We start from the raw sequence: 21,535 nt of genomic DNA on the forward strand, positions 1-21,535 counted from the left end.
CATGCTGGAAACCCAATCGCTCACGATCCGCTTTGGCGGCCACGTGGCCGTCAATGCCGTGAGCTGCCGCTTCACGCCCGGCAGCCTGACGGCCATCGTCGGCCCCAACGGCGCGGGCAAGACCACCTACTTCAACCTGATCTCCGGACAGCTGCGCGCCAGTGTGGGTTCGGTACACCTGAACGGCCGCGATCTGACCGGGCTGTCGGCGCCGGCCCGCATGCACGCAGGCCTGGGCCGCGCCTTCCAGCTCACGCAACTGTTTCCGCGCCTGTCCGTGCACGAGAACGTGCGGCTGGCACTGCAGTCGCGCCAACAAGGCCTGGGCTGGCGGCAGATTCGCTTCTGGCGTACCTGGGATGACGACCGCACGCTGCTGGCGCGCGCCGACGCGCTGCTGGAACGCACCCGGCTGACCGCTCGTCGCGACCAGCTTGCCGCCGACCTGCCCCATGGCGACCAGCGCAAACTCGAGATCGCCATGCTGATCGCACTGGAACCCCAAGTATTCATGTTCGACGAACCCACCGCCGGCATGAGCGTGGATGACGTGCCCGTGGTGCTGGACCTGATACGCGAAATCAAGCAGGACCCCACCAAGACCATTCTGCTGGTCGAGCACAAGATGGATGTGGTGCGCGAGCTGGCAGACCGCATCGTGGTGCTGCACAACGGCCAACTGATGGCCGACGGCGAACCCGCCGAGGTGATCGCCTCGCCCATCGTGCAACAGGCCTACCTGGGCGTCAGCCCGTCGGCCGCCCCTTCCGTGAGGACGCCCCAGTGACCCAGGCCCCGCTGCTGGAACTGAACGATGTGCACACGCATATCGGCGCGTATCACATCCTGCATGGCGTGGACCTGGCCGTGCCGCCTGCGGCCGTCACCATGCTGCTGGGCCGCAACGGCGCCGGCAAGACCACCACGCTGCGCACGATCATGGGCCTGTGGAAGGCCACACAAGGCCGCATCGCCTTCGACGGCGCGCCGGCCGGCGGTCCTGGCGTACGCACCTCGCCGCCCGATATGGCGCGGCTGGGCATCGCCTACGTCCCCGAAAACATGGGCATCTTCGCCGACCTGTCAGTCAAGGAAAACATCCTGCTCGCGGCCCGCCAGGCGCGTAGCGCCAACCAGCTCGACACCGCCCGGCTGGAATGGATCTTCGGCTTCTTCCCGGCGCTCAAGAAATTCTGGCTGCACCCCGCCGGCAAGCTGTCGGGTGGCCAGAAGCAGATGCTGGCCGTTGCCCGCGCCATCATCGAGCCGCGCCGCCTGCTGCTGGTGGACGAACCCAGCAAGGGCCTGGCGCCCGCCATCATCCAGAACATGATCGACGCCTTCATCGAACTCAAGCAAGCCTCGACCACCATCTTGCTGGTGGAGCAGAACTTCAATTTCGCGCGCCAGGTGGGAGATCACGTGGCGGTCATGGACAATGGCCGCGTCGTGCACGCCGGCAGCATGACGCAGCTGGCGCAAGACGAAGCGCTGCAGACCCGCCTGCTGGGCCTGTCCCTGGGAGCCCACCAATGACTGCCGCCGATATCGATGCGCCGCTGCCGCGCACGCGCGCTGACCTGCGCCCCGTGCTGCTGGTGCTTGCGCTGGCCGCCATCGCCCTGCCGCTCGTCGGCTCGTTCTCGACCTGGGTCACGCTGACCTTCGCCGGCCTGGCCATGGGCATGATCATCTTCATCGTCGCCTCGGGCATGACGCTGGTGTTCGGGCTGATGGACGTGCTGAACTTCGGCCATGGCCTGTTCATCGCGATCGGCGCCTACATGGCCGCCACCGTGCTGGGCTCGATGGCCGACTGGACCCAATCCGGCAGCCTGTGGTTGAACCTGGCCGCGGTGCTCCCTGCCCTGATCGTGGGCATGCTGGTGGCCGGCGCCGTGGGCGTCGCGTTCGAACGCGTGATTGTGCGGCCCGTCTATGGCCAGCATCTCAAGCAGATCCTCATCACGATGGGCGGCATGATCATCGGCGAAGAGATCATCAAGATGTTGTGGGGGCCGCAGACGCTGTCGCTGCCATTGCCTGACGCGTTGCGCGGCGCGGTACTGGTCGGCGATGCCGCCATCGAGAAATTCCGCATCGTCGCGCTGGTGGTTGGCCTGGCCGTGCTGGGCGGCATGCTGTGGCTGCTCAATCGCACCAAGCTGGGATTGCTCATTCGCGCTGGCGTCGAAGACCGCGAAATGGTCGAAAGCCTGGGCTACCGCATCCGCCACCTGTTCGTCGGCGTGTTTGTCGCCGGGTCGATGCTGGCGGGCCTGGGCGGTGTGCTGTGGGGGCTGTACCAGCAATCCATCGTGCCGCAGTTGGGCGCGCAGGTGAACGTGCTGATCTTCATCGTCATCATGATCGGCGGCCTGGGGTCCACGGTAGGCTGCCTGATCGGCGCACTGCTGGTGGGCCTGATGGCCAACTACACCGGCTTTCTGATGCCCAAGGCCGCGCTGTTTTCGAATATCGCCCTGATGGTCGCCATTTTGCTGTGGCGCCCGCAAGGCGTGTATCCGGTCACGAATCGCTAGGAACCGCCGCCATGTCCTTCCGTCTGCTCTCCGGCGATCCTCCGCGCAGCACCTTGCTGGCGCTCATGCTGATCGCCATCGTCGTGGCCCTGGCCGCCGCGCCCTTCCTGTTCCCGGGCCCCAAGGCATTGGCCGTGGCCGCCAAGATCCTGGTGTTCGTGATTCTGGTCGCCAGCTATGACCTGCTGCTGGGTTACACCGGCATCGTCAGCTTCGCCCACACCATGTTCTTCGGCATCGGCGCCTATGGCGTGGCCATTGCCAGCGTGCGCCTGGACGCCAGCTGGTTGTCCGTCCTGGCAGGCGTGGGCGCCGGCCTGGCGGTATCGCTGGTCTTCGCGCTGATCATCGGCCTGGCCAGCTTGCGGGTGCGGGCCATTTTCTACGCGATGATCACACTGGCCGTGGCTGCGGCGTTCCAGACGCTGGTCTCGCAGTTGTCCAACCTGACCGGCGGCGAGGATGGCTTGAACTTCAAGGTGCCGCAGATGCTGCGCCCGGCCTACCGGCCGCTGTCGGAACCGCTGTTCGGTGTCACGATCGACGGCCGCATCATCACCTACTACCTGATCGCCGCCGTGTGCGTGGTGCTGTTCCTGATGCTGCTGCGTATCGTCAATTCGCCATTCGGCCGCGTGCTGCAGGCGATTCGCGAAAATCCCTTCCGTGCCGAAGCGATCGGCTACCGCACCGTGCTGTACCGCAGCCTGTCCAACCTGCTTGCCGCGGCCTTCGCGACGCTGGCGGGTGCCCTCTATGCACTTTGGCTGCGCTACAACGGTCCGGACACATCGCTGTCGTTCGAGATCATGTTGAACATTCTGCTGATGGTAGTGATCGGCGGCATGGGCACGATGTACGGCGCGATCATCGGCGCCAGCCTGTTCGTGTTCGCCCAAAGCTACCTGCAGGATGGACTGCACGTGATCCACGACGCCGTCGCGGGCGTCGCGCCGCTGGCGCTGCTGTTCGAACCGGACCGCTGGCTGCTGTGGCTGGGCATTCTGTTCGTGCTGTCGGTGTATTACTTTCCCACGGGCGTTGCGGGGCGGCTGCGGGAACTGGCCCGGCGTCCGTAGCGAACACACAGGCCTGCCCGGCTACACAGCGAAGGCGGCCTGAACATGCGCAAAGCGCGTTCAGGCGACCTGCCCGTGACTACTTTACGCGGCTGCGCATTCAGCGTGCGCCTTGTGCCGACGTATCCACGCCACGGCGCAGTTCATTGACGCGCTTTTGCATCTGGTCGATGCTGCGCTGCGCCTCCCCACCCAGTTTCGAGCCGGACGGGGTCGGCGCCAAAGGCGCCATATTCATGGGTGCATCCGTCGGCTTGCTCAACGGGATGGTGGCCGCAGCTGGTGGATTGGCTGCAGCCGGCTTCTGGGTCAACAGCCGCTCCAGCATCCGCAATTGATCCTGCTGCGTCTGCACCGCGCGCTCCTGATCCAGCACGGCCTGCTCGTCTTCGTCCTGGGTGCCGAAGATGGCGGCGTGATCACGTGACAGGCCATCGAGCTGGACGCGAGGATCGGGACCCGCGTTCAGCACGTTCCTGCCAACGGTGGCCGGGTCCGCGGCGACCGCCATCGGCGCCAACGCCAATCCGACCACGATCAACAGCACCCGCCCATCCCTCTTCATCAAACCGCGCATGATGCCCTTGGATATCCGTAAACGAAAAAAAACGGCAAGGGGATGAGCCCTTGCCGTTTTATATCAGAACGGTGAACCGTTCCGATGGCCTGCTTTTACTTAGATGATACGTGCGGCTTCAACCAGACGCACCACACGCCACGACTTCGAGCGCGAGATGGGACGGCCTTCAGCGATTTCAACCGTATCGCCTTCGTTGTACTGGTTCGATTCATCGTGCGCCTTGTACTTCGCGGAACGCATGATGATCTTGCCGAAGATGGGGTGCTTGACGCGGCGCTCAACCAGAACGACGACAGTCTTGTCCATCTTGTTGCTGACGACCTTGCCGACCAGCGTACGCTGGCGCTTGGCCACTTGGGTGTTTTGAGTTTCGCTCATCTTTATTTCCCTGCCTTCTCGGTCAGCAAGGTACGCACGCGCGCGATGTCGCGGCGCACGTTACGCAGCTGGCTGGTGTTGGCAAGCTGCTGCGTGGCCTTCTGCATACGCAGACCGAATTGCGCCTTCAGCAGGCTTTCGAGCTCTTTGCCGAGCTCGGCGGCGTCTTTCGAACGGAGTTCGCTGGCTTTCATGTCTTAGTACTCCTTAAGCACCGATATGACGCGCGACGAACGTGGTCGAAATCGGCAACTTGGCAGCGGCCAGGCGGAAAGCTTCACGCGCGAGCTCTTCGCTAACCCCTTCCATTTCGTAGAGCACCTTGCCGGGCTGAATTTCAGCAACCCAGTACTCCGGGTTGCCCTTACCGTTACCCATACGGACTTCGGCAGGCTTCTGCGAGATGGGCTTATCCGGGAAAATGCGAATCCAGATACGGCCGCCACGCTTGATGTGACGATTGATGGCACGACGAGCAGCTTCGATCTGACGGGCGGTCAGACGGCCACGGCCGGTGGCCTTCAGACCGAATTCGCCGAACGACACGTGGGTACCACGGGTCGCCAGACCGGTGTTGCGGCCCTTCTGCTCTTTGCGATACTTTCTGCGAGAGGGTTGCAGCATGGTTATTCTCCTTCAGGCGCCGGAGCAGCGTCCGCCTTGCGGGGACCACGGCCACGACCACCCGGACGACCGGTGCGAGCACCGTCCGGACGATCACCACGCGGAGCGCGGCGCGGACGACGTTCTTCTTCACGCGGGGCAGCGGTTTCCGGCGGCAATTCGCCGTTGGCCAGCATGTCGCCCTTGTAGACCCAGACCTTGATGCCGATCACGCCGTACGTGGTGTGGGCTTCGGAGGTGCCGTAGTCGATGTTGGCCTTGAGGGTGTGCAGCGGCACACGGCCTTCGCGATACCACTCGGTGCGGGCGATTTCGATACCGTTCAGACGGCCCGAGCTCATGATCTTGATGCCTTGGGCACCCAGACGCATCGCGTTCTGCATGGCGCGCTTCATGGCGCGGCGGAACATGATGCGCTTCTCGAGCTGTTGCGAGATCGAGTCGGCGATCAGTTGAGCATCGGTTTCCGGCTTGCGGATTTCTTCGATGTTGACGTGCACGGGCACGCCCATCAGACGCTGCAGATCAGCCTTCAGGCTTTCGATGTCTTCGCCGCGCTTGCCGATCACCACGCCCGGACGAGCCGAGTAGACGGTGATGCGGGCATTCTTGGCCGGACGCTCGATGATCACGCGACCAACGGAGGCGCTCTTGAGCTTCTTCTTCAGGTACTCGCGAACGCGAATGTCTTCGGCCAGCATGGCGCCGAAGGCCTTGTCGTCGGCGAACCAACGCGAGGACCAATTACGGGTGACCGCGAGACGGAACCCAGTGGGGTGAATTTTCTGACCCATCGTGACTCCTTAAGCTCCGACCTTGACCGTGATGTGGCAGGTCTGCTTCTCGATACGGTTGCCGCGGCCCTTGGCGCGAGCGGAGAAGCGCTTCATCGACTGAGCCTTGTCCACGAAGATCGTGGTGACTTTCAGTTCGTCGATATCGGCGCCGTCGTTGTGCTCGGCGTTGGCGATGGCAGACTCGACAGCCTTCTTCAGGATGACGGCAGCCTTCTTCGGCGAGAAGGTGAGGATCTCGAGCGCACGGCCGACCTTCTGGCCGCGGATCAGATCCGCAACCAGACGCGTCTTTTGAGCGGAGATGTGAACCCCACGGATAATGGCAGTAGTTTCCATCGCTTACCTCTTCGCCTTCTTGTCCGCGGCGTGACCCTTGAACGTACGGGTCAGCGCGAACTCGCCCAGCTTGTGACCGACCATGTTCTCGTTGATGTAAACGGGAACATGCTGCTTGCCGTTGTGCACAGCGATCGTCAGACCGATGAACTCGGGCAGGATCGTCGAGCGACGCGACCAGGTCTTGATCGGCTTCTTGTCTTTGCCCGCGACGGCCGTGTCCACCTTTTTGATCAGGTGAGCATCGACAAACGGGCCTTTCTTGATCGAACGTGACATAGTGTTCGCCTCTTACTTGCGCTTGCGCCGTTGGACGATCATATTGTTCGTCCGCTTGTTGCGACGGGTCTTGAAACCCTTCGCCGGAGTGCCCCACGGGCTGACCGGTTCGCGTGCTTCACCGGTACGGCCTTCGCCGCCACCGTGCGGGTGATCGACCGGGTTCATGGCCACGCCACGAACCGTCGGGCGGACACCGCGCCAACGCATTGCACCGGCCTTGCCGATTTGGCGCAGGCTGTGTTCTTCGTTACCGACTTCACCAATGGTGGCGCGGCATTCGATGTGCACACGGCGGACTTCACCCGAGCGCAGACGCACCTGAGCGTAGATGCCTTCGCGAGCCAGCAGGACGGCGGAAGCGCCGGCCGAACGGACCATCTGGGCACCCTTGCCGGGCAGCATTTCGACGCAGTGAATCGTCGTACCCACCGGGATGTTGCGGATCGGCAGCGTGTTGCCAGCGCGGATCGGGGCTTCGACGCCCGACAGCAGCGTAGCGCCCACTTCCAGACCACGCGGAGCGATGATGTAACGACGCTCGCCGTCGGCGTAGCACAGCAGAGCGATGTGCGCCGTACGGTTGGGGTCATATTCCAGACGCTCGACCTTCGCCGGGATGCCGTCCTTGTCGCGACGGAAGTCGACGACACGGTAGTGTTGCTTGTGACCGCCGCCACGGTGGCGGATCGTGATGTGACCGTTGTTGTTACGGCCAGAACCACGGGTCTTCTTTTCCAGCAGCGGCGCGTAGGGCTCACCCTTGTGCAGGTTGGGACTGACAACCTTCACCATGCCACGGCGGCCGGCCGAAGTCGGCTTAACTTTTACGAGGGCCATTTACTTCACCTCCGCAAAGTCGATTTCCTGGCCGTCCTTGAGCGAAACGTAAGCCTTGCGCTCATTGCGGCGGCGGCCAACGAATCGGCCAAAGCGCTTGACTTTGCCCTTACGGTTGAGGACCTGCACGGACTCGACCTGCACCTTGAAGAGCAGTTCGACGGCAGCCTTGATTTCCGGCTTGGTAGCGTCAGCCACGACACGGAAAGCGACTTGCTGATTCTTCTCAGCGACGAACGTGGCCTTTTCGGTCACGATCGGAGCCAGAATGACTTGCATCAAGCGTTCAGCGTTCATCCCAGCATCTCCTCGAGTTGAGCGATGGCCGGCTTGGTGATCAGCACTTTCTTGTAGTGGACCAGCGACAACGGATCGGCATAACGGGGCTCGACAACAGCAACGTGCGGCAGGTTGCGGGTGGCGAGGTAAACATTCTCATCAACGCTGTCGGTGATGATCAGGACCGAGTCCAGGCCCAGGCTCTTCAGCTTTGCAGCGGCAGCCTTGGTCTTGGGCGATTCCAGATCGAACGATTCGACGACGGCGATGCGGTCTTCGCGAGCCAGCTGCGACAGGATCGAACGGATCCCGGCGCGGTACATCTTCTTGTTGACCTTCTGGCTGAAGTTCTCTTCCGGCGAGTTCGGGAAAATCCGACCACCGCCACGCCACAGCGGCGACGAAGTCATACCGGCGCGAGCGCGGCCGGTACCCTTCTGGCGCCAGGGCTTCTTGGTCGAGTGCTTGACTTCCGAGCGATCCTTCTGAGCGCGGTTGCCGGCACGGGCATTGGCTTGGAAAGCCACCACGATCTGGTGAATCAGCGCTTCGTTGAAGTCACGGCCGAAGATCGTGTCGGGCGCGCTGAAAGTCGCGGCCTGACCTTGGTCGTTCAGGAGCTTGAGATCCATTTACTTACGCTCCCTTCTTGGCCGGGGCCTTGATGGCCGGACGCACGACGATGTCGGCGCCAGCGTGGCCGGGGACAGCGCCCTTGACCAGCAGCAGGCCGCGCTCAACGTCAACGCGAACGACGTCGAGGTTTTGAACGGTGCGGGTGACGTCACCCAGGTGACCTGCCATGCGCTTACCCGGGAAAATGCGGCCCGGATCTTGAGCTTGACCGATCGAGCCCGGAACGCGGTGCGAACGGGAGTTACCGTGCGACGCGCGCTGCGAACCGAAGTTGTGACGCTTGATGGTACCGGCGAAGCCTTTACCAATGGTGGTGCCCGTGACGTCGACCTGTTGGCCGGCTTCGAACACCGATTCCACGGCGATCACGGCACCGGCCGCAAATTCAGCGGCGCGAGCGGGATCAAGGCGGAATTCTTTCAGGATGCTGCCGGCTTCAGTGCCAGCTTTGGCGTAGTGGCCCGTTTGCGGCTGAGCCACACGCGAGGCACGACGAGTGCCATAAGCCACTTGGATCGCGGCGTAGCCGTCGGTTTCCAGCGACTTAACTTGGGTCACGCGGTTGTTCGACACGTCCAGCACGGTCACCGGGATGGATTCACCTTCCTCGGTAAAAATGCGGGTCATGCCGACCTTGCGACCCACCAGCCCCAGCCGATGAGCGGCGGGCGTGGGTGTCGAATTCGACATCGTATTCTCCATTCCCGACTGCGATTGGTCGGGGCTAATCAGGCAAAAGGTAACGGCCTTTGCCCTACGACTATGTTCAACCTGGCTGAACCTTTGCACCCCGGGTCTTTTCAGAAGGCACCCGGGGGCACCTTGAAAACACTGAGGTAACTCAGGCTTTCGCCATAGTTAGACTCGCCACAAAATGGCAAGCTTCGCATATTAGCACGATTTTTTCAGGCAACACAAGCACTTAGCGTGAAATGCGCCCTGTCCTGCCCCCTGGGGACCAGGCTGTGGCAGAAAAACAAATGGCCGCAGTCCCGGAGGATTGCGGCCATTCTTGCGAGTCCACTGGCGAAGGTAGCGGACCCGATACGCCTTACTGCAGCGCGATTTCGACGTCGACGCCGGCCGGCAGGTCCAGACGCATCAGGGCGTCAACGGTCTTGTCGGTGGGATCAACGATGTCCATCAGGCGCTGATGGGTACGGATTTCGAACTGGTCACGCGACGTCTTGTTGACGTGCGGCGAACGCAGCACGTCGTAACGACGGATACGCGTGGGCAGCGGCACCGGGCCGCGGACAACGGCGCCCGTGCGCTTGGCGGTGTCGACGATTTCAGCGGCCGATTGATCGATCAGCTTGTAATCGAAGGCTTTCAAGCGGATACGGATCTTTTGGTTTTTCATGGCGTTTCCTAAAGAACGAGACGCGAGAGCGGCGAGCGCTCTCGCTGGTTGTGTGCTGCTTAAGAGATCCGAATTACTTCAGGATCTTGGCGACGACGCCGGCGCCGACGGTACGACCGCCTTCACGGATGGCGAAACGCAGACCTTCTTCCATGGCGATCGGGGCCAGCAGCTTGACGGTCATCGTCACGTTGTCGCCCGGCAGAACCATTTCCTTGTCGGCCGGCAGGTCGATCGTGCCCGTCACGTCCGTCGTGCGGAAGTAGAACTGGGGACGATAGCCGTTGAAGAACGGGGTGTGGCGGCCGCCTTCTTCCTTGGACAGGATGTACACCTCGGACGTGAAGTCCGTGTGCGGGGTGATCGAGCCCGGCTTGGCCAGAACTTGGCCGCGCTGGACGTCTTCACGCTTGGTGCCGCGCAGCAGGATGCCCACGTTGTCGCCAGCTTGACCTTGGTCCAGCAGCTTGCGGAACATTTCCACGCCGGTGCAGGTCGTCTTGACCGTCGGAACGATACCGACGATTTCGATTTCTTCACCAACCTTGATGATGCCGCGTTCGATACGGCCGGTCACCACGGTGCCGCGACCCGAGATCGAGAACACGTCTTCAACCGGCATCAGGAACGCGCCGTCAACGGCACGCTCAGGCGTCGGGATGTAGGTGTCCAGCGCTTGCGCCAGCGACAGAATCGCTTGCTCGCCCAGTTCGCCCTTGTCGCCTTCCAGCGCCAGCTTGGCCGAACCCTTGACGATCGGGGTGTCATCGCCCGGGAAGTCGTACTTCGACAGAAGTTCGCGAACTTCCATTTCCACCAGCTCGAGCAGCTCGGCGTCGTCAACCATGTCAGCCTTGTTCAGGAAGACGATGATGTACGGCACGCCAACCTGGCGGCTCAGCAGGATGTGTTCACGCGTTTGCGGCATCGGACCGTCAGCGGCCGACACGACCAGGATCGCGCCGTCCATCTGGGCAGCGCCCGTGATCATGTTCTTGACGTAGTCGGCGTGGCCCGGGCAGTCAACGTGTGCGTAGTGACGCGCTTCCGTTTCGTACTCGACGTGTGCCGTGTTGATCGTGATACCGCGAGCCTTTTCTTCAGGAGCCGCATCGATCTGGTCGTAGCCCTTGGCTTCGCCGCCAAACTTGCTCGACAGAACGGTCGTGATCGCCGCCGTCAACGTCGTTTTGCCGTGGTCAACGTGACCAATCGTACCCACGTTCACGTGCGGCTTGGTACGTTCAAACTTGCCTTTTGCCATGATCTCTATCCTTTAACTTTCAAGGAAACTTGGATTTCTGCCAGGACCGCCCGGATGGGCAGCCCCGACAAGGGTTATTTACTTGGCCCGAGCGGCGATGACTTCGTCAGCGACGTTCTTGGGGGCCTCGGAGTAATGCTTGAATTCCATCGTGTACGTGGCACGACCTTGCGTCAGCGAACGCAGGTTCGTGGCGTAACCGAACATCTCGGCCAGCGGAACTTCGGCCTTGATGGTCTTGCCGCCGCCAACCATGTCGTCCATGCCCTGAACCATGCCGCGACGCGAGGACAGATCGCCCATCACGGTACCAGCGTAGTCTTCAGGCGTTTCGACTTCAACGGCCATCATCGGTTCCAGCAGCACGGGGCTGGCCTTGCGCAGACCTTCCTTGAATGCCATGGAGCCGGCCATCTTGAACGCGTTTTCGTTCGAGTCCACATCGTGGTACGAACCGAAGAACAGCGTGACCTTGACGTCGACGATCGGGTAGCCAGCCAGCACGCCCGAAGGCAGCGTTTCCTGGATGCCCTTGTCCACCGCGGGGATGTATTCGCGAGGAACCACACCGCCCTTGATGGCGTCCACGAATTCGTAGCCGCCGCCAGGAGCCAACGGCTCGACCTTCAGAACCACGTGACCGTACTGACCACGACCGCCCGACTGCTTGACGAACTTGCCTTCAACTTCGTCGCAGGTCTTGCGGATGGTTTCACGGTAAGCCACCTGGGGCTTGCCGACGTTCGCTTCCACGCCGAATTCGCGCTTCATGCGGTCGACCAGAATTTCCAGGTGCAGCTCGCCCATGCCGGAAATGATGGTTTGGCCGGATTCTTCGTCGCTGCGCACGCGGAACGACGGATCTTCCTGAGCCAGACGCGACAGCGCCAGACCCATCTTTTCCTGGTCAGCCTTCGACTTGGGTTCAACAGCCTGCGAAATCACGGGCTCCGGGAACACCATGCGTTCGAGCAGGATGTGGGAGTCGATGTCGCACAGCGTTTCGCCGGTGGTCACGTCTTTCAGACCCACCACGGCGGCGATGTCGCCTGCCAACACTTCCTTGATTTCTTCGCGGTTGTTCGCGTGCATCTGCAGAATGCGGCCGATACGTTCTTTCTTGCCCTTGATGGGGTTGTAGACCGTATCGCCCGACTTCAGAACGCCCGAGTAAACGCGCACGAAGGTCAGCTGACCCACGAACGGATCGCTCATCAGCTTGAAAGCCAGAGCCGAGAACTTCTCGCCGTCGTCAGCGTTACGCTGCACGGGATTGCCGTCGTCGTCCATGCCGTCGACCGGGGGAATGTCCACGGGCGAAGGCAGGTAGTCGATGACCGCGTCCAGCATGCGCTGCACGCCCTTGTTCTTGAAGGCGGTGCCGCACAGCATCGGCTGGATTTCGCCAGCGATGGTGCGTTGACGGATGGCCAGGTTGATTTCGGCTTCGTCCAAGGAACCCGTTTCCAGGTACTTGTTCATCAGCTCTTCCGACGACTCAGCGGCGGCTTCAACCAGCTTTTCACGCCATTCGTTCGCGACGCCTTCCAGCTCAGCCGGAATGTCCTTGTAGTCGAACTTGGTGCCTTGGCTGGCTTCGTCCCAGATGATGGCCTTCATCTTGACCAGATCGACCACGCCTTGGAACGTGTCTTCGGCGCCGATGGGGATCACGATGGGCACGGGGTTCGCGCGCAGACGCGTCTTCAGCTGGTCATAGACCTTGAAGAAGTTCGCGCCGGTGCGGTCCATCTTGTTGACGAACGCCAGACGCGGCACGCCGTACTTGTTGGCTTGACGCCACACGGTTTCGGACTGGGGCTGAACACCGCCCACCGCGCAGTAGACCATGCAGGCACCGTCCAGGACGCGCATGGAACGCTCCACCTCGATGGTGAAGTCCACGTGGCCCGGGGTGTCGATGATGTTGATGCGGTGCTCGGGGTAGTTGCCGGCCATGCCACGCCAAAACGCCGTCGTAGCTGCCGACGTAATGGTGATGCCACGCTCTTGCTCTTGTTCCATCCAGTCCATGGTGGCTGCGCCATCATGCACTTCGCCAATCTTGTGATTGACGCCGGTGTAGAACAGGATACGTTCGGTCGTGGTGGTTTTCCCTGCATCGATGTGCGCAGAGATACCAATGTTGCGATAGCGCTCGATCGGGGTTTTGCGGGCCATGGTGGATTAGTCCTTAAATTACCAGCGGAAATGGCTGAAGGCCTTGTTGGCCTCTGCCATCTTGTGCGTGTCTTCGCGCTTCTTCATCGCGGCGCCACGACCTTCGGAGGCGTCGATCAGTTCGCCAGCAAGACGCAGATCCATCGACTTCTCGCCACGCTTCTTGGCGGCTTCACGGAGCCAACGCATAGCCAGGGCCAGGCGGCGCACGGGGCGCACTTCAACCGGCACTTGGTAGTTGGCACCGCCAACGCGGCGGCTCTTCACTTCGACGATCGGCTTGATGTTGTTGATCGCCAGGCTGAAAACTTCGATCGGCTCTTTGCCGGTCTTGGTTTGCACTTGCTCGAGGGCACCGTAGACGATGCGCTCGGCGACGGCCTTCTTGCCGTCCAGCATGACGACGTTCATGAACTTGGCGAGCTCGACGCTGCCGAACTTGGGATCGGGCAGGATCTCGCGCTTGGGTACTTCGCGACGACGGGGCATTGTTGCTTCCTTGTGTCTGTTCAGTTGAACCGTGTTTCATTACACGGCCATGGCCGCCCAATAGGACGACCCCTTACGTGCCGCGCACCTTCCCATACTCCGGACGGCGCGGTTGCACTTCCCTGATGGCGGATGGCCGCCACGCGGGGGTACTGCTGACTCGTTATTAAGCCTTCTTCGGGCGCTTGGCGCCGTACTTCGAGCGGGCTTGCTTACGATCCTTGACGCCTTGCAGGTCGAGGGAACCGCGCACGATGTGATAACGCACACCGGGCAAGTCCTTCACACGACCGCCACGCACCAGAACCACCGAGTGCTCTTGCAGGTTGTGGCCTTCACCGCCGATGTACGAAATGACTTCGTAACCGTTGGTCAGACGCACTTTGGCAACCTTGCGCAGAGCGGAGTTCGGCTTCTTGGGGGTGGTGGTGTACACGCGAGTGCACACGCCGCGGCGTTGCGGGCAGTTTTCGAGCGCGGGGCTCTTGCTTTTGATGATGCTGACTTCGCGCGGCTTGCGCACGAGTTGGCTAATGGTAGGCATGACCTTTGAAATCCCTTTTACGTACCACTGGTAAGTACTTACGTACTCGTCTCCTCAAGCAAAGAACTTTCGGAGAAGGCAGTTCGCGCAAAACCGCCTCAAACGTTCGTATACGTAAAAGAGCGGGCTTGCCAACAAACCATGACAAACGCACAAACCTGAGACCGTCAAATGGCAGCGTCGGTCGACGGGGGCTCGTGACGCACCCCTTTGGCCTTGGGCCGCCAAGTTCAGCTGCGCCATGCAGGTGATGCATGGCAAGGCATTGCTTGGGATTGGCCGGACCTGTCTTCCTGGCGCCTTGATACGCCAGTCGGTGGTATCAAACTTTGCGCGCGAATAAAGCAGTAAGCCCTTTAGCATAGCTTAGATCAGGGCGCACTGTCAAAATCTTTTGTAAGCGCCACGCGCAAGCGCGTTGCCGGCAAAAGACAGCGTGTTAGGCGCAGGTCGGACCCAGGTCGACAAAAATGGGGCCAAATTATCGCGACAGAAGGCGATGCCCCTGGGCGGTGGTGCCGCCGCAGGTTGCCAGCGGGCCGAGAGGGCCGCGGCAGGCGCGCGAGCGTTGGGCCGGATCGGTTGAAACCGGAAGTCCGGTGGGCAGTGTACCCCCGAGCCTGGCGGCGCGGGCGGTTATTGGTCGGCGAACAGGTAACCGCTGCCGTAGACCGTGCGGATCGGCAACATCACGCCGGCCAGTTCGGCCTTGCGCCGCAGTCGGCTGACGATCACATCGATGCTGCGCGAGCCGCTGGAGCGTGCGCCCCCGCCTTCGACCCGCAGTTCATCGCCAAGCTCGTTGCGCCCGACGGCCCGGCCTGCCACTTCCAGCAGAGACCGCACGATCAGGCGTTCGTTGGCCGACAGCGAGATCGTCGCGCCCGAAGGCGCCGCCAGCGTCCAGCCCTGGTCGCGCAGCTCCCACTGCCCCATCACGGGCTCCTCGGCGGTGGCCGTGTCCTGTCCGGCCGGCAAGCGGCGAGCCAGGGCCAGCAGGATGCAGGCGAGTTCACGGGGGTCCTGCGGCGGCGGCAGGCAGGCGTCGGCGCCGCTCTGCAGGCAACGCAGGCGGGTATCCAGGGACAGATTGTTCCCCATCACCACGATGCCCAGCGAGGAAGAACCGTGCAGGCGGGCAACCAGGGCATAGCCCACCTCACCCAGCGTGCCCACGTTCAACACGACGGCGTCATAGGTGCCATTGCTGAGCAGGCCAAACAGTTCCAGGGACGTCGAGCAGCCACGGGCCGAAATCCCAGCTTGAAGCAGTGCGGACACAGCGGTGTTACGTGCAGCCTCGTCCGGCGACATCATCAGTACGCGCAATTGATTCATATGTTCTTTCCATCCCTTCGTCCCCCCAGTTCCCGGCAGACCGCGCCGGTTGACTGGACGGTAAGGACAGTTTGGCCCGTTGTTGTGCAACAACTCCAGTCAAGATTCGTTAACTTTGCAATGTTTGACAGTTCTTGGCACAACGTAGCCAACAGTGACGCGACGCGAGTTATCATTCCATTACACAATTCCTTTCCCTTCTTGCAGTAGGGCGCCACAGGGCGCGCTTGCGCAGCCAACCTTCGCGAGACCACGTCTGATGAAAATCGCGTCGCTGGAAGACGACCTGGACCAGGCAAGACGCATCCAGCAAGTCCTGACTGCCGCCGGATACACCTGCACCAGCTATCAACAAAGCCGCGACCTGCTTGCCGCGTTGCGCAACGAGACCTTCGACCTGGTGCTGCTGGACTGGCACCTGCCCGATATCGACGGCGATGATGTGGTGCGCTGGCTGCGCGCCAACATCGGACCGCGCGTGCCGGTCATCTTCCTGACCAACCGGTCCAGCGAGGACGACCTGGTCGAAGGCCTGCGGGCGGGCGCCGATGACTACATCGTCAAGCCGCTGCGGCCGCTGGAATTGCTGGCGCGCGTCGCCGCCCTGCTGCGTCGCAGCCAGATCGCCGAGCCCGCCAACGAGGCGTTCGATGTCGCGAACTACCGCATCGAGCCCGCCCCCCGCACGATTTCGCTCAATGGCTCGCCGGTTGCGCTGGCGCCCAAGGAGTTCGAACTTGCGCTGCTGTTCTTTCGCAATCTGGGCCGCCTCATGTCGCGCGACGTGTTGGCCGAGTGCGTCTGGAACCGCGAGATCCCCGCGACCTCCCGCACGCTGGACACGCACCTGTCCAACATCCGGCAAAAGCTGCAGCTGCGTCCGGAACATGGCGTGCGTCTTAGCTCGTCGTATGCGCTCGGCTACCGGCTGGAATTGATCAGCCCGTCCGAAGACAGTCCGCCCCCCGCGCCTTAGCGCCTGGCGGGTATTACCTGGAGATTTGAAAGTCATGAGCCGCTGCCGCGCGCTTTCTTTGCTTGCCCTGCTTTCCGGCCTGCTGCTCGCCACTTCCTCGCATAGCCAACCCGCCGGCGCGCTGGGAGAGAACTTCATCTACCGCGTGCGCCAAGGCGACACGCTGATCAACATCGCCTCGACCTACACGCGCAACCAGGCCAACTGGAGTCCGTTGCAGACGCTGAACAGCGTCACCACGCCGGAGCGCCTGCCCATCGGCCTGGAGCTGCGCATACCGCTGTCGATGATTCCCGAGCGGCCAGCCGACGCGCGTGTCGTGCACGTCAGCGGCCAGGCCAACCTGAATGGTCAGGCGCTCAAGCCTGGCGCCAACGTGGCCGAAGGCAGCAAGGTCGTCACGGCGCCCAACGGCTTCGTCACGCTGGAACTGGCCGATGGCTCCAAGCTGACGCTGCCGGCCGACGGCGCCGTGGAGCTGACTCGCCTGCGCCAGTTCGAAGGCACCGACCTGACGGATTCCGTCATCCACGTCGAACGCGGCAGTGTCGAATCCACCGTCGCGCCGACCGGGCAAGGCGTGGGCCGCTTCGAGGTCCGCACACCCGTCGCTGTCACCGGCGTGCGCGGCACGCGGTTCCGCGTGCAAAGCGGCAGCCACGGCGTACACAGCGAAGTCCTGGAAGGCAGCGTGCGGCTGCAGCCGCACGCGCCCGGCGAAGCGCCGGCGCGGCCTGTCGCGGTGGCAAAGGGCTTTGGCGCGGCCATCGGCGCGAATGGCCAGGTATCCGGCGTGCGGCCGCTGCTGGCAGCCCCGCAGCTCGGCGAACCTGTTCGAGCCGGCGGCGGCGCCTGGACCAGCGCCTTCGCCCCCGTGCCCGGCGCCAAGGGCTACCTGGTGCGCGTGTCGCGCGACGCCGATGGCACGCAGCCCGTGTCATCCAGGCAGTTCGAAAGCCCTGATATCCGTTTCAGCGCCCCCGGTCCCGGCACATTCTATGTGTCGGTGCGCGCCATCGACGAACTGGGCCTGGGCGGCACGGATGCCACGGCCACCTTCACGGGCGTGAACCTGCTGATGACCAGCAGCGGCCTGGGTGTGGCCACCGGCTCCGGCGGATTCGTGACGTTGACTGAGTTCTAGCGGCATGCCGGACGCCACCGACCCCATCGACCGGACCTCGCGATCAGGGCTGTGGTTGACGGTGGTACTGGCGCTGTTGGCGGCGTTATTGGGTTCGTTCAACGGCCTGGGGCGGATCGACCAGATTCTCTATGATCGGGCCGTCGCCCTGACCGGACGCGACATGTCGCCGGACATCCTGATCGTGGCCATCGACGACACCAGCATCGAAGCGTTGGGACGCTGGCCTTGGCGCCGCGCCGTGCACGCGGCGTTGCTGGATCGCCTGCAAGGCGCGCGTGCGGTCGGGCTGGACCTGATCTTTGCCGAACCCGACACCGTCCACCCTGGCGACGACGCCATCCTGGCCGACAGCATCCGGCGCAACGGCCACACCGTGCTGCCCGTGGTGCTCGATCGACTGGTCTATCCGTCTTCCATCAGCACGCCCATTCCCATCCTGGCGCAGGCCGCGGCCGGCAGCGGCTTCATCAACGCCAGCATGGATGCCGACGGCGTGTTGCGATCGGCGGTGCTGACTGTCGGCTTTGCCGGCGAGCACTGGCGTCACTTCGCCCTGAGCATGCTCGATGTCGGCGGACAGGCGGCGCTGAGCGACAACCTGCTGCGGCGCGCCCGGCCGGACGGCAGCATCCTGATCCCCTACGCAGGCCCCGCCGCGCATACGCGGGCGGTGTCCTATCTTTCCGTGTTGCGCGGCGATGTGCCCCCCGAGCAGCTGCGGGGCAAATACGTGCTGGTGGGCGCGTGGGCGACCGGCCTGGGCGATGCCTACACCACGCCCGTCTCGCACGAGGTCAGCGGCATGCCTGGCGTGGAGATCATCGCCAATCTCCTGCAAGCCGCCAACGACGACATCGCCTTTCAGCCGCCCGCCCCCTGGCTCAACGCCCTGTTTTCCGCACTGCCCGTGCTGCTTGCCTGTCTGGCTCTGTGGCGGCTGTCGCCCAACCAGGCGCTACTGGTCAACATCGGCCTGCTGGCCCTGGTGCTGATATCCAGCCTGCTGCTGCTGGGCCACAGCTATCTATGGTTTGCGCCGACGGCTGCGTTGGTCGGCGTGGCGCTGTGCTATCCCTTGTGGAGCTGGCGCAGCCAGGAGGCAGCCCTGCGCTACATGGATACCGAGTTGCGCCGACTGCAGCGCGAATACCCTCCCGTGCTGAACGAAGCCCGGGCGCAGTTCAACGGCCCGACCGCATCGCTCGAAAGCCGAGTCGGCGAACTGCGACGGGCGCTGGCGCGCGTGCGCAACCTGCGTCGATTCCTGGCCGACGGCCTGGATGGCATGCCGGACGCAACCCTGGTGTTCGACCAGGAAGGCCGGATGCAGTTTCGCAACCAGGCCGCGGTCATGTACTTTCAGCGGCTGGGCATGCGTCCGCCCCGCGTCGGCCATCCTGCCACGCACCTGCTCGAGAAGACCATCAGCGACGACTCGACACGTCAACGCGTCGCGCAGGTGCTGAGCGGCCAGGGTCCGGCGTCAGACCAATCTCCCTGGAGCGCGGACCTGGAAGTCCGCGATCGCGCCGGCCGCGACCTGATCCTGAAATGCGCGCCGATCCACACCGCCGAGGGCAATTTCGCCGGTACGGTCGCCACCTTGACCGACATTTCCGGCATCCGTCACGCCGAACGCCAGCGCGAGGAAACCCTGCGCTTCATCTCGCACGACATGCGTGCGCCGCAAAGCTCGATCCTGGCGCTGGTCGAGATGACGCAGGAAAACGGCGTAGCGCCCGGCAAGGACGAGACCTTGACGCGTATCGCGGCGCTGGCCAACCGCACGCTGCATCTGGTCGATGATTTCGTGCATCTCACGCGGGCGGAGTCGATGGCCATCAACGCCGTCGAACTGGACCTGGGCAGCCTCTTGCAGGACGGTGTGGATGAGTTCTGGGCATCGGCGCACAAACGGGGCATCGAATTGGTCGTGCGCACGCCGCTACCGGCGGCGTATGTGCGAGGCGACCAGACACTGCTGATGCGGGCGCTGTGCAACCTGATCGACAACGCCATCAAGTACAGCCCTGCGCAGACCCGCATCGAGTGCGGCATCGACGCCGCGCCTGGCTACTGGCGTGCGTCGGTGCGTGATCACGGACAGGGCATTGCGCCACAGGACCTGGCGCGGCTGTTCGAACCGTTCGCCCGGGTCGGCGTCGACACCAAGGCAGATGTGGGCGGGGCCGGACTGGGACTGGCGTTCGTGCGTACGGTGGCGCAGCGCCACGGCGGCGAGGTCGAAGTGACCAGCGAACTGGGCACGGGCTCGGTCTTCACACTGCAGTTGCCGATGGCGCCCGACGAAGCCCGGGCCGACTAGCCGCGCGCACGGCGGCACCGCAGGCTGGCTGCCGCGCTATTGGAAAACGTGCGAGATGACAGTGGGCTTCCCCGCCTTGACCTCGAGCGTCGCCCGATAAGGCGGCAAATCGGCATTGCGCAGCACGACCTGGTACTTGCCGGGAATCAGCCGCACTTCCTTCACCGGCGGACTGATGCCGCGCGCGATGCCGTTGATCCAGACCTCGCCCCAGGGGCGGATATCCAGACGCACCTGAACCGGTACGGGTTTGGGCTTGGGGGTCTCGTCCTGGGCAGCGGCAGCGGGCGGTGCCAGCTCGGGCGCGGGTGCCGCGCTGCCCTGTCCCGGGTCTGCGGAAGCCGGCGCGGAAGGCGTGTTTTCAGACGTCGGGCCAGTCGGGCCGGCAGCCGCGGGCGAAGCGCCAGCCGGTCCGGACGCAGCGGGCCCTGATGCAGACGGTCCAGGCGCAGCGCCCGGGGCGACCGTTCCCGGAGTCGCCGTCCCTGGCGTCGTCGATGCAGGGGCAAAAGGATCAGGACCCGGCGTGCCCGGATTGGCCGCGCCTGATTCGGCCCCGCGATAGGCCGCCACCGGCAATTCCGGCGTCAGCGTTGACCCGCCCGGCGCGGGCTGGACGGCAGGCGGATTGGGCTGCACCACTTCGGAACGGGTGATGAGGGAATTGGTCGAACCCATGCCGGTATGGACCCAGGCATAGATCCCCCCGCCCATCAGCGCCACCAGCAATAGCAACGCCAGCAACGGGCGGCCGGCGCCGCGCGGCTTGCTGGCGGCGGGCAACACGGGCGCAGCCGGCGGCGCGGTCACTTCGGCAACCGATGCCTCGTTGGCCGCCGGAGACGTTTCGGCATAGGCCGAGATGTCCAACATGGCGGCCAACTCGGCCAAGGTTTGCGGCCGATCGGCGGGCAGCATCGACAAGCCTTGATCGATCACGGCCAGAAAGGCCGGGGTGTACTTGGCCAGGCCCAACGATGCCAGCGGTTCGTAGCTGTCGGTGGCCCGGCGTTCGGGGGCCGGCGGCGGCCGCTGGCCGATGACCAGGGCATGCATGACGGCGCACAGTGCGTAGACGTCTGTCCAGGGGCCGCGTGGCCACTCGGCCGAATCGGTGTAAAGCTCGAACGGCGCGAATCCCGGTGCCGGCGTGACGCCGGCGCGGCGCGACCGCGGCACGGCCAGTTCGGGCAACAAATGCGCGCGGGCGCCTTCGTCCATGCCGACCGTATCCACGGAAATGTCGCCGCATATTTCACCCTGCGCATGCAGGCCCATCAGCGAGGGCAGCAAATCCGACAGCAAACGCTTGATGCGCGATTCCGGCACGCCACCCGCCGCGCTGGCAGCGATGGCGCTCAAAGGGCGCAAGGCGAGCGGCGCAGCCCCGGAAAACGGGCTACGCGGCGTATGCAGGCCGACGGATGAAGACATATTCAAAATACTGCGAAGACGGTCGCAAGACGGGTTTAGGGCTGATAAGCGGATATTATCCAATCCGTTACGCAAGGACATTGCCGAAAATGTCCGAGCGCA

The 21,535-nt window shown here is 63.4% G+C and carries 25 protein-coding genes; 7 read left to right on the top strand and 18 right to left on the bottom strand.

Going from position 1 to position 21,535, the window contains the following annotated elements:
- Position 1 precedes the first annotated feature (1 nt).
- Genes HV798_RS07860 through HV798_RS07875 form a run of 4 tightly spaced genes read left to right on the top strand, consistent with a single transcriptional unit; the run spans position 2 to position 3,622 of the window.
- Positions 2–787: an ABC transporter ATP-binding protein gene (locus HV798_RS07860; RefSeq protein WP_175192359.1), complete on the top strand. Its 786-nt coding sequence runs from the start codon at positions 2–4 to the stop codon at positions 785–787.
- Complete coding sequence (locus HV798_RS07865; RefSeq protein WP_175192358.1) at positions 784–1,536, top strand: ABC transporter ATP-binding protein; 753 nt, start codon at positions 784–786, stop codon at positions 1,534–1,536. The genes HV798_RS07860 and HV798_RS07865 overlap by 4 nt, the downstream gene beginning before the upstream one ends.
- Positions 1,533–2,543, top strand: a complete 1,011-nt coding sequence (locus HV798_RS07870; protein ID WP_025136339.1) for a branched-chain amino acid ABC transporter permease — start codon at positions 1,533–1,535, stop codon at positions 2,541–2,543. Before HV798_RS07865 ends, HV798_RS07870 begins: the two co-directional genes overlap by 4 nt.
- Positions 2,544–2,554: 11 nt before the next feature.
- Entirely contained in the window at positions 2,555–3,622 is a 1,068-nt protein-coding gene (locus tag HV798_RS07875; RefSeq protein ID WP_175192357.1) for a branched-chain amino acid ABC transporter permease, read from the top strand.
- Between the two features lie 100 nt (positions 3,623–3,722).
- On the opposite strand, the gene HV798_RS07880 is transcribed toward HV798_RS07875, so the two are convergent.
- From HV798_RS07880 to HV798_RS07960, 17 genes are all read right to left on the bottom strand, one after another.
- Complete coding sequence (locus HV798_RS07880; protein WP_246288620.1) at positions 3,723–4,199, bottom strand: hypothetical protein; 477 nt, start codon at positions 4,197–4,199, stop codon at positions 3,723–3,725.
- A gap of 99 nt (positions 4,200–4,298) precedes the next feature.
- Positions 4,299–4,580: a 30S ribosomal protein S17 gene (gene rpsQ, locus HV798_RS07885; RefSeq protein WP_006216549.1), complete on the bottom strand. Its 282-nt coding sequence runs from the start codon at positions 4,578–4,580 to the stop codon at positions 4,299–4,301.
- 2 nt (positions 4,581–4,582) lie between these two features.
- On the bottom strand, positions 4,583–4,774 hold the full coding sequence (rpmC, locus tag HV798_RS07890; RefSeq protein WP_003806912.1) for a 50S ribosomal protein L29: 192 nt from the start codon (positions 4,772–4,774) through the stop codon (positions 4,583–4,585).
- Between the two features lie 13 nt (positions 4,775–4,787).
- Entirely contained in the window at positions 4,788–5,204 is a 417-nt protein-coding gene (gene rplP, locus HV798_RS07895) for a 50S ribosomal protein L16 (protein ID WP_006389610.1), read from the bottom strand.
- 2 nt (positions 5,205–5,206) lie between these two features.
- Positions 5,207–5,998 (bottom strand): 30S ribosomal protein S3, encoded by a 792-nt coding sequence (gene rpsC / locus HV798_RS07900; protein WP_025136343.1) that lies wholly within the window; start codon positions 5,996–5,998, stop codon positions 5,207–5,209.
- 9 nt (positions 5,999–6,007) lie between these two features.
- A complete protein-coding gene (rplV, locus tag HV798_RS07905) occupies positions 6,008–6,337 on the bottom strand; it encodes a 50S ribosomal protein L22 (protein ID WP_006227021.1) in 330 nt (109 codons plus the stop codon).
- A 3-nt stretch (positions 6,338–6,340) separates the two neighbouring features.
- The gene (gene rpsS, locus HV798_RS07910; protein WP_006216555.1) at positions 6,341–6,616 is read right to left on the bottom strand and encodes a 30S ribosomal protein S19; all 276 of its coding nucleotides are present in this window, start codon (positions 6,614–6,616) and stop codon (positions 6,341–6,343) included.
- A 12-nt stretch (positions 6,617–6,628) separates the two neighbouring features.
- Positions 6,629–7,456: a 50S ribosomal protein L2 gene (gene rplB / locus HV798_RS07915; protein WP_025136344.1), complete on the bottom strand. Its 828-nt coding sequence runs from the start codon at positions 7,454–7,456 to the stop codon at positions 6,629–6,631.
- Positions 7,457–7,753 (bottom strand): 50S ribosomal protein L23, encoded by a 297-nt coding sequence (gene rplW, locus HV798_RS07920; protein WP_006216557.1) that lies wholly within the window; start codon positions 7,751–7,753, stop codon positions 7,457–7,459. It abuts the gene before it with no gap.
- Complete coding sequence (gene rplD / locus HV798_RS07925) at positions 7,750–8,367, bottom strand: 50S ribosomal protein L4 (RefSeq protein WP_175192356.1); 618 nt, start codon at positions 8,365–8,367, stop codon at positions 7,750–7,752. The genes rplW and rplD overlap by 4 nt, the downstream gene beginning before the upstream one ends.
- A 4-nt stretch (positions 8,368–8,371) precedes the next feature.
- Positions 8,372–9,061, bottom strand: coding sequence for a 50S ribosomal protein L3 (rplC, locus tag HV798_RS07930; protein WP_175192355.1), 690 nt, complete (start codon positions 9,059–9,061; stop codon positions 8,372–8,374).
- Positions 9,062–9,422: 361 nt separating this feature from the next.
- Positions 9,423–9,734 (bottom strand): 30S ribosomal protein S10, encoded by a 312-nt coding sequence (rpsJ, locus tag HV798_RS07935; protein WP_003806903.1) that lies wholly within the window; start codon positions 9,732–9,734, stop codon positions 9,423–9,425.
- Between the two features lie 73 nt (positions 9,735–9,807).
- Positions 9,808–10,998 carry an elongation factor Tu gene (gene tuf, locus HV798_RS07940; protein WP_175192346.1) on the bottom strand — a complete coding sequence of 397 codons (1,191 nt, stop codon included), beginning with the start codon at positions 10,996–10,998 and terminating at the stop codon, positions 9,808–9,810.
- 78 nt (positions 10,999–11,076) lie between these two features.
- Positions 11,077–13,179, bottom strand: a complete 2,103-nt coding sequence (gene fusA, locus HV798_RS07945) for an elongation factor G (RefSeq protein ID WP_025141318.1) — start codon at positions 13,177–13,179, stop codon at positions 11,077–11,079.
- 18 nt (positions 13,180–13,197) lie between these two features.
- Positions 13,198–13,668, bottom strand: coding sequence for a 30S ribosomal protein S7 (rpsG, locus tag HV798_RS07950; protein WP_006216561.1), 471 nt, complete (start codon positions 13,666–13,668; stop codon positions 13,198–13,200).
- Between the two features lie 166 nt (positions 13,669–13,834).
- Complete coding sequence (gene rpsL, locus HV798_RS07955; protein WP_005017264.1) at positions 13,835–14,212, bottom strand: 30S ribosomal protein S12; 378 nt, start codon at positions 14,210–14,212, stop codon at positions 13,835–13,837.
- 636 nt (positions 14,213–14,848) lie between these two features.
- Positions 14,849–15,550: a response regulator transcription factor gene (locus HV798_RS07960; RefSeq protein WP_175192354.1), complete on the bottom strand. Its 702-nt coding sequence runs from the start codon at positions 15,548–15,550 to the stop codon at positions 14,849–14,851.
- Positions 15,551–15,809: 259 nt separating this feature from the next.
- On the opposite strand from HV798_RS07960, the gene HV798_RS07965 reads away from it, so the two are divergent.
- The 3 genes from HV798_RS07965 to HV798_RS07975 are packed head-to-tail and all read left to right on the top strand — an operon-like array spanning position 15,810 to position 19,999.
- Positions 15,810–16,526: a response regulator transcription factor gene (locus tag HV798_RS07965; protein ID WP_175192353.1), complete on the top strand. Its 717-nt coding sequence runs from the start codon at positions 15,810–15,812 to the stop codon at positions 16,524–16,526.
- A gap of 34 nt (positions 16,527–16,560) precedes the next feature.
- On the top strand, positions 16,561–17,670 hold the full coding sequence (locus HV798_RS07970; RefSeq protein WP_175192352.1) for a FecR domain-containing protein: 1,110 nt from the start codon (positions 16,561–16,563) through the stop codon (positions 17,668–17,670).
- A 4-nt stretch (positions 17,671–17,674) separates the two neighbouring features.
- Positions 17,675–19,999 carry a CHASE2 domain-containing protein gene (locus tag HV798_RS07975; protein ID WP_175192351.1) on the top strand — a complete coding sequence of 775 codons (2,325 nt, stop codon included), beginning with the start codon at positions 17,675–17,677 and terminating at the stop codon, positions 19,997–19,999.
- 36 nt (positions 20,000–20,035) lie between these two features.
- On the opposite strand, the gene HV798_RS07980 is transcribed toward HV798_RS07975, so the two are convergent.
- Positions 20,036–21,433, bottom strand: coding sequence for a serine/threonine-protein kinase (locus HV798_RS07980; RefSeq protein WP_175192350.1), 1,398 nt, complete (start codon positions 21,431–21,433; stop codon positions 20,036–20,038).
- Positions 21,434–21,535 lie beyond the last annotated feature (102 nt).

This window comes from Achromobacter deleyi (assembly GCF_902859705.1).
Lineage (GTDB): Bacteria > Pseudomonadota > Gammaproteobacteria > Burkholderiales > Burkholderiaceae_B > Achromobacter > Achromobacter deleyi.

Excerpts from the sequence above, each read along its gene's own strand:
- tuf (WP_175192346.1), bottom strand. The coding sequence starts at position 10,998 with ATGGCAAAAGGCAAGTTTGAACGTACCAAGCCGCACGTGAACGTGGGT.
- HV798_RS07860 (WP_175192359.1), top strand. The coding sequence starts at position 2 with ATGCTGGAAACCCAATCGCTCACGATCCGCTTTGGCGGCCACGTGGCC.
- HV798_RS07875 (WP_175192357.1), top strand. The coding sequence starts at position 2,555 with ATGTCCTTCCGTCTGCTCTCCGGCGATCCTCCGCGCAGCACCTTGCTG.
- HV798_RS07880 (WP_246288620.1), bottom strand. The coding sequence starts at position 4,199 with ATGCGCGGTTTGATGAAGAGGGATGGGCGGGTGCTGTTGATCGTGGTC.
- rplD (WP_175192356.1), bottom strand. The coding sequence starts at position 8,367 with ATGGATCTCAAGCTCCTGAACGACCAAGGTCAGGCCGCGACTTTCAGC.
- HV798_RS07970 (WP_175192352.1), top strand. The coding sequence starts at position 16,561 with ATGAGCCGCTGCCGCGCGCTTTCTTTGCTTGCCCTGCTTTCCGGCCTG.
- HV798_RS07980 (WP_175192350.1), bottom strand. The coding sequence starts at position 21,433 with ATGTCTTCATCCGTCGGCCTGCATACGCCGCGTAGCCCGTTTTCCGGG.
- rplW (WP_006216557.1), bottom strand. The coding sequence starts at position 7,753 with ATGAACGCTGAACGCTTGATGCAAGTCATTCTGGCTCCGATCGTGACC.
- rpsC (WP_025136343.1), bottom strand. The coding sequence starts at position 5,998 with ATGGGTCAGAAAATTCACCCCACTGGGTTCCGTCTCGCGGTCACCCGT.
- rplC (WP_175192355.1), bottom strand. The coding sequence starts at position 9,061 with ATGTCGAATTCGACACCCACGCCCGCCGCTCATCGGCTGGGGCTGGTG.
- rpsQ (WP_006216549.1), bottom strand. The coding sequence starts at position 4,580 with ATGAGCGAAACTCAAAACACCCAAGTGGCCAAGCGCCAGCGTACGCTG.
- fusA (WP_025141318.1), bottom strand. The coding sequence starts at position 13,179 with ATGGCCCGCAAAACCCCGATCGAGCGCTATCGCAACATTGGTATCTCT.
- HV798_RS07975 (WP_175192351.1), top strand. The coding sequence starts at position 17,675 with ATGCCGGACGCCACCGACCCCATCGACCGGACCTCGCGATCAGGGCTG.
- rplP (WP_006389610.1), bottom strand. The coding sequence starts at position 5,204 with ATGCTGCAACCCTCTCGCAGAAAGTATCGCAAAGAGCAGAAGGGCCGC.
- rpsG (WP_006216561.1), bottom strand. The coding sequence starts at position 13,668 with ATGCCCCGTCGTCGCGAAGTACCCAAGCGCGAGATCCTGCCCGATCCC.
- rpsJ (WP_003806903.1), bottom strand. The coding sequence starts at position 9,734 with ATGAAAAACCAAAAGATCCGTATCCGCTTGAAAGCCTTCGATTACAAG.
- rplB (WP_025136344.1), bottom strand. The coding sequence starts at position 7,456 with ATGGCCCTCGTAAAAGTTAAGCCGACTTCGGCCGGCCGCCGTGGCATG.
- rplV (WP_006227021.1), bottom strand. The coding sequence starts at position 6,337 with ATGGAAACTACTGCCATTATCCGTGGGGTTCACATCTCCGCTCAAAAG.
- rpsL (WP_005017264.1), bottom strand. The coding sequence starts at position 14,212 with ATGCCTACCATTAGCCAACTCGTGCGCAAGCCGCGCGAAGTCAGCATC.
- rpmC (WP_003806912.1), bottom strand. The coding sequence starts at position 4,774 with ATGAAAGCCAGCGAACTCCGTTCGAAAGACGCCGCCGAGCTCGGCAAA.
- HV798_RS07965 (WP_175192353.1), top strand. The coding sequence starts at position 15,810 with ATGAAAATCGCGTCGCTGGAAGACGACCTGGACCAGGCAAGACGCATC.
- HV798_RS07870 (WP_025136339.1), top strand. The coding sequence starts at position 1,533 with ATGACTGCCGCCGATATCGATGCGCCGCTGCCGCGCACGCGCGCTGAC.
- HV798_RS07960 (WP_175192354.1), bottom strand. The coding sequence starts at position 15,550 with ATGAATCAATTGCGCGTACTGATGATGTCGCCGGACGAGGCTGCACGT.
- rpsS (WP_006216555.1), bottom strand. The coding sequence starts at position 6,616 with ATGTCACGTTCGATCAAGAAAGGCCCGTTTGTCGATGCTCACCTGATC.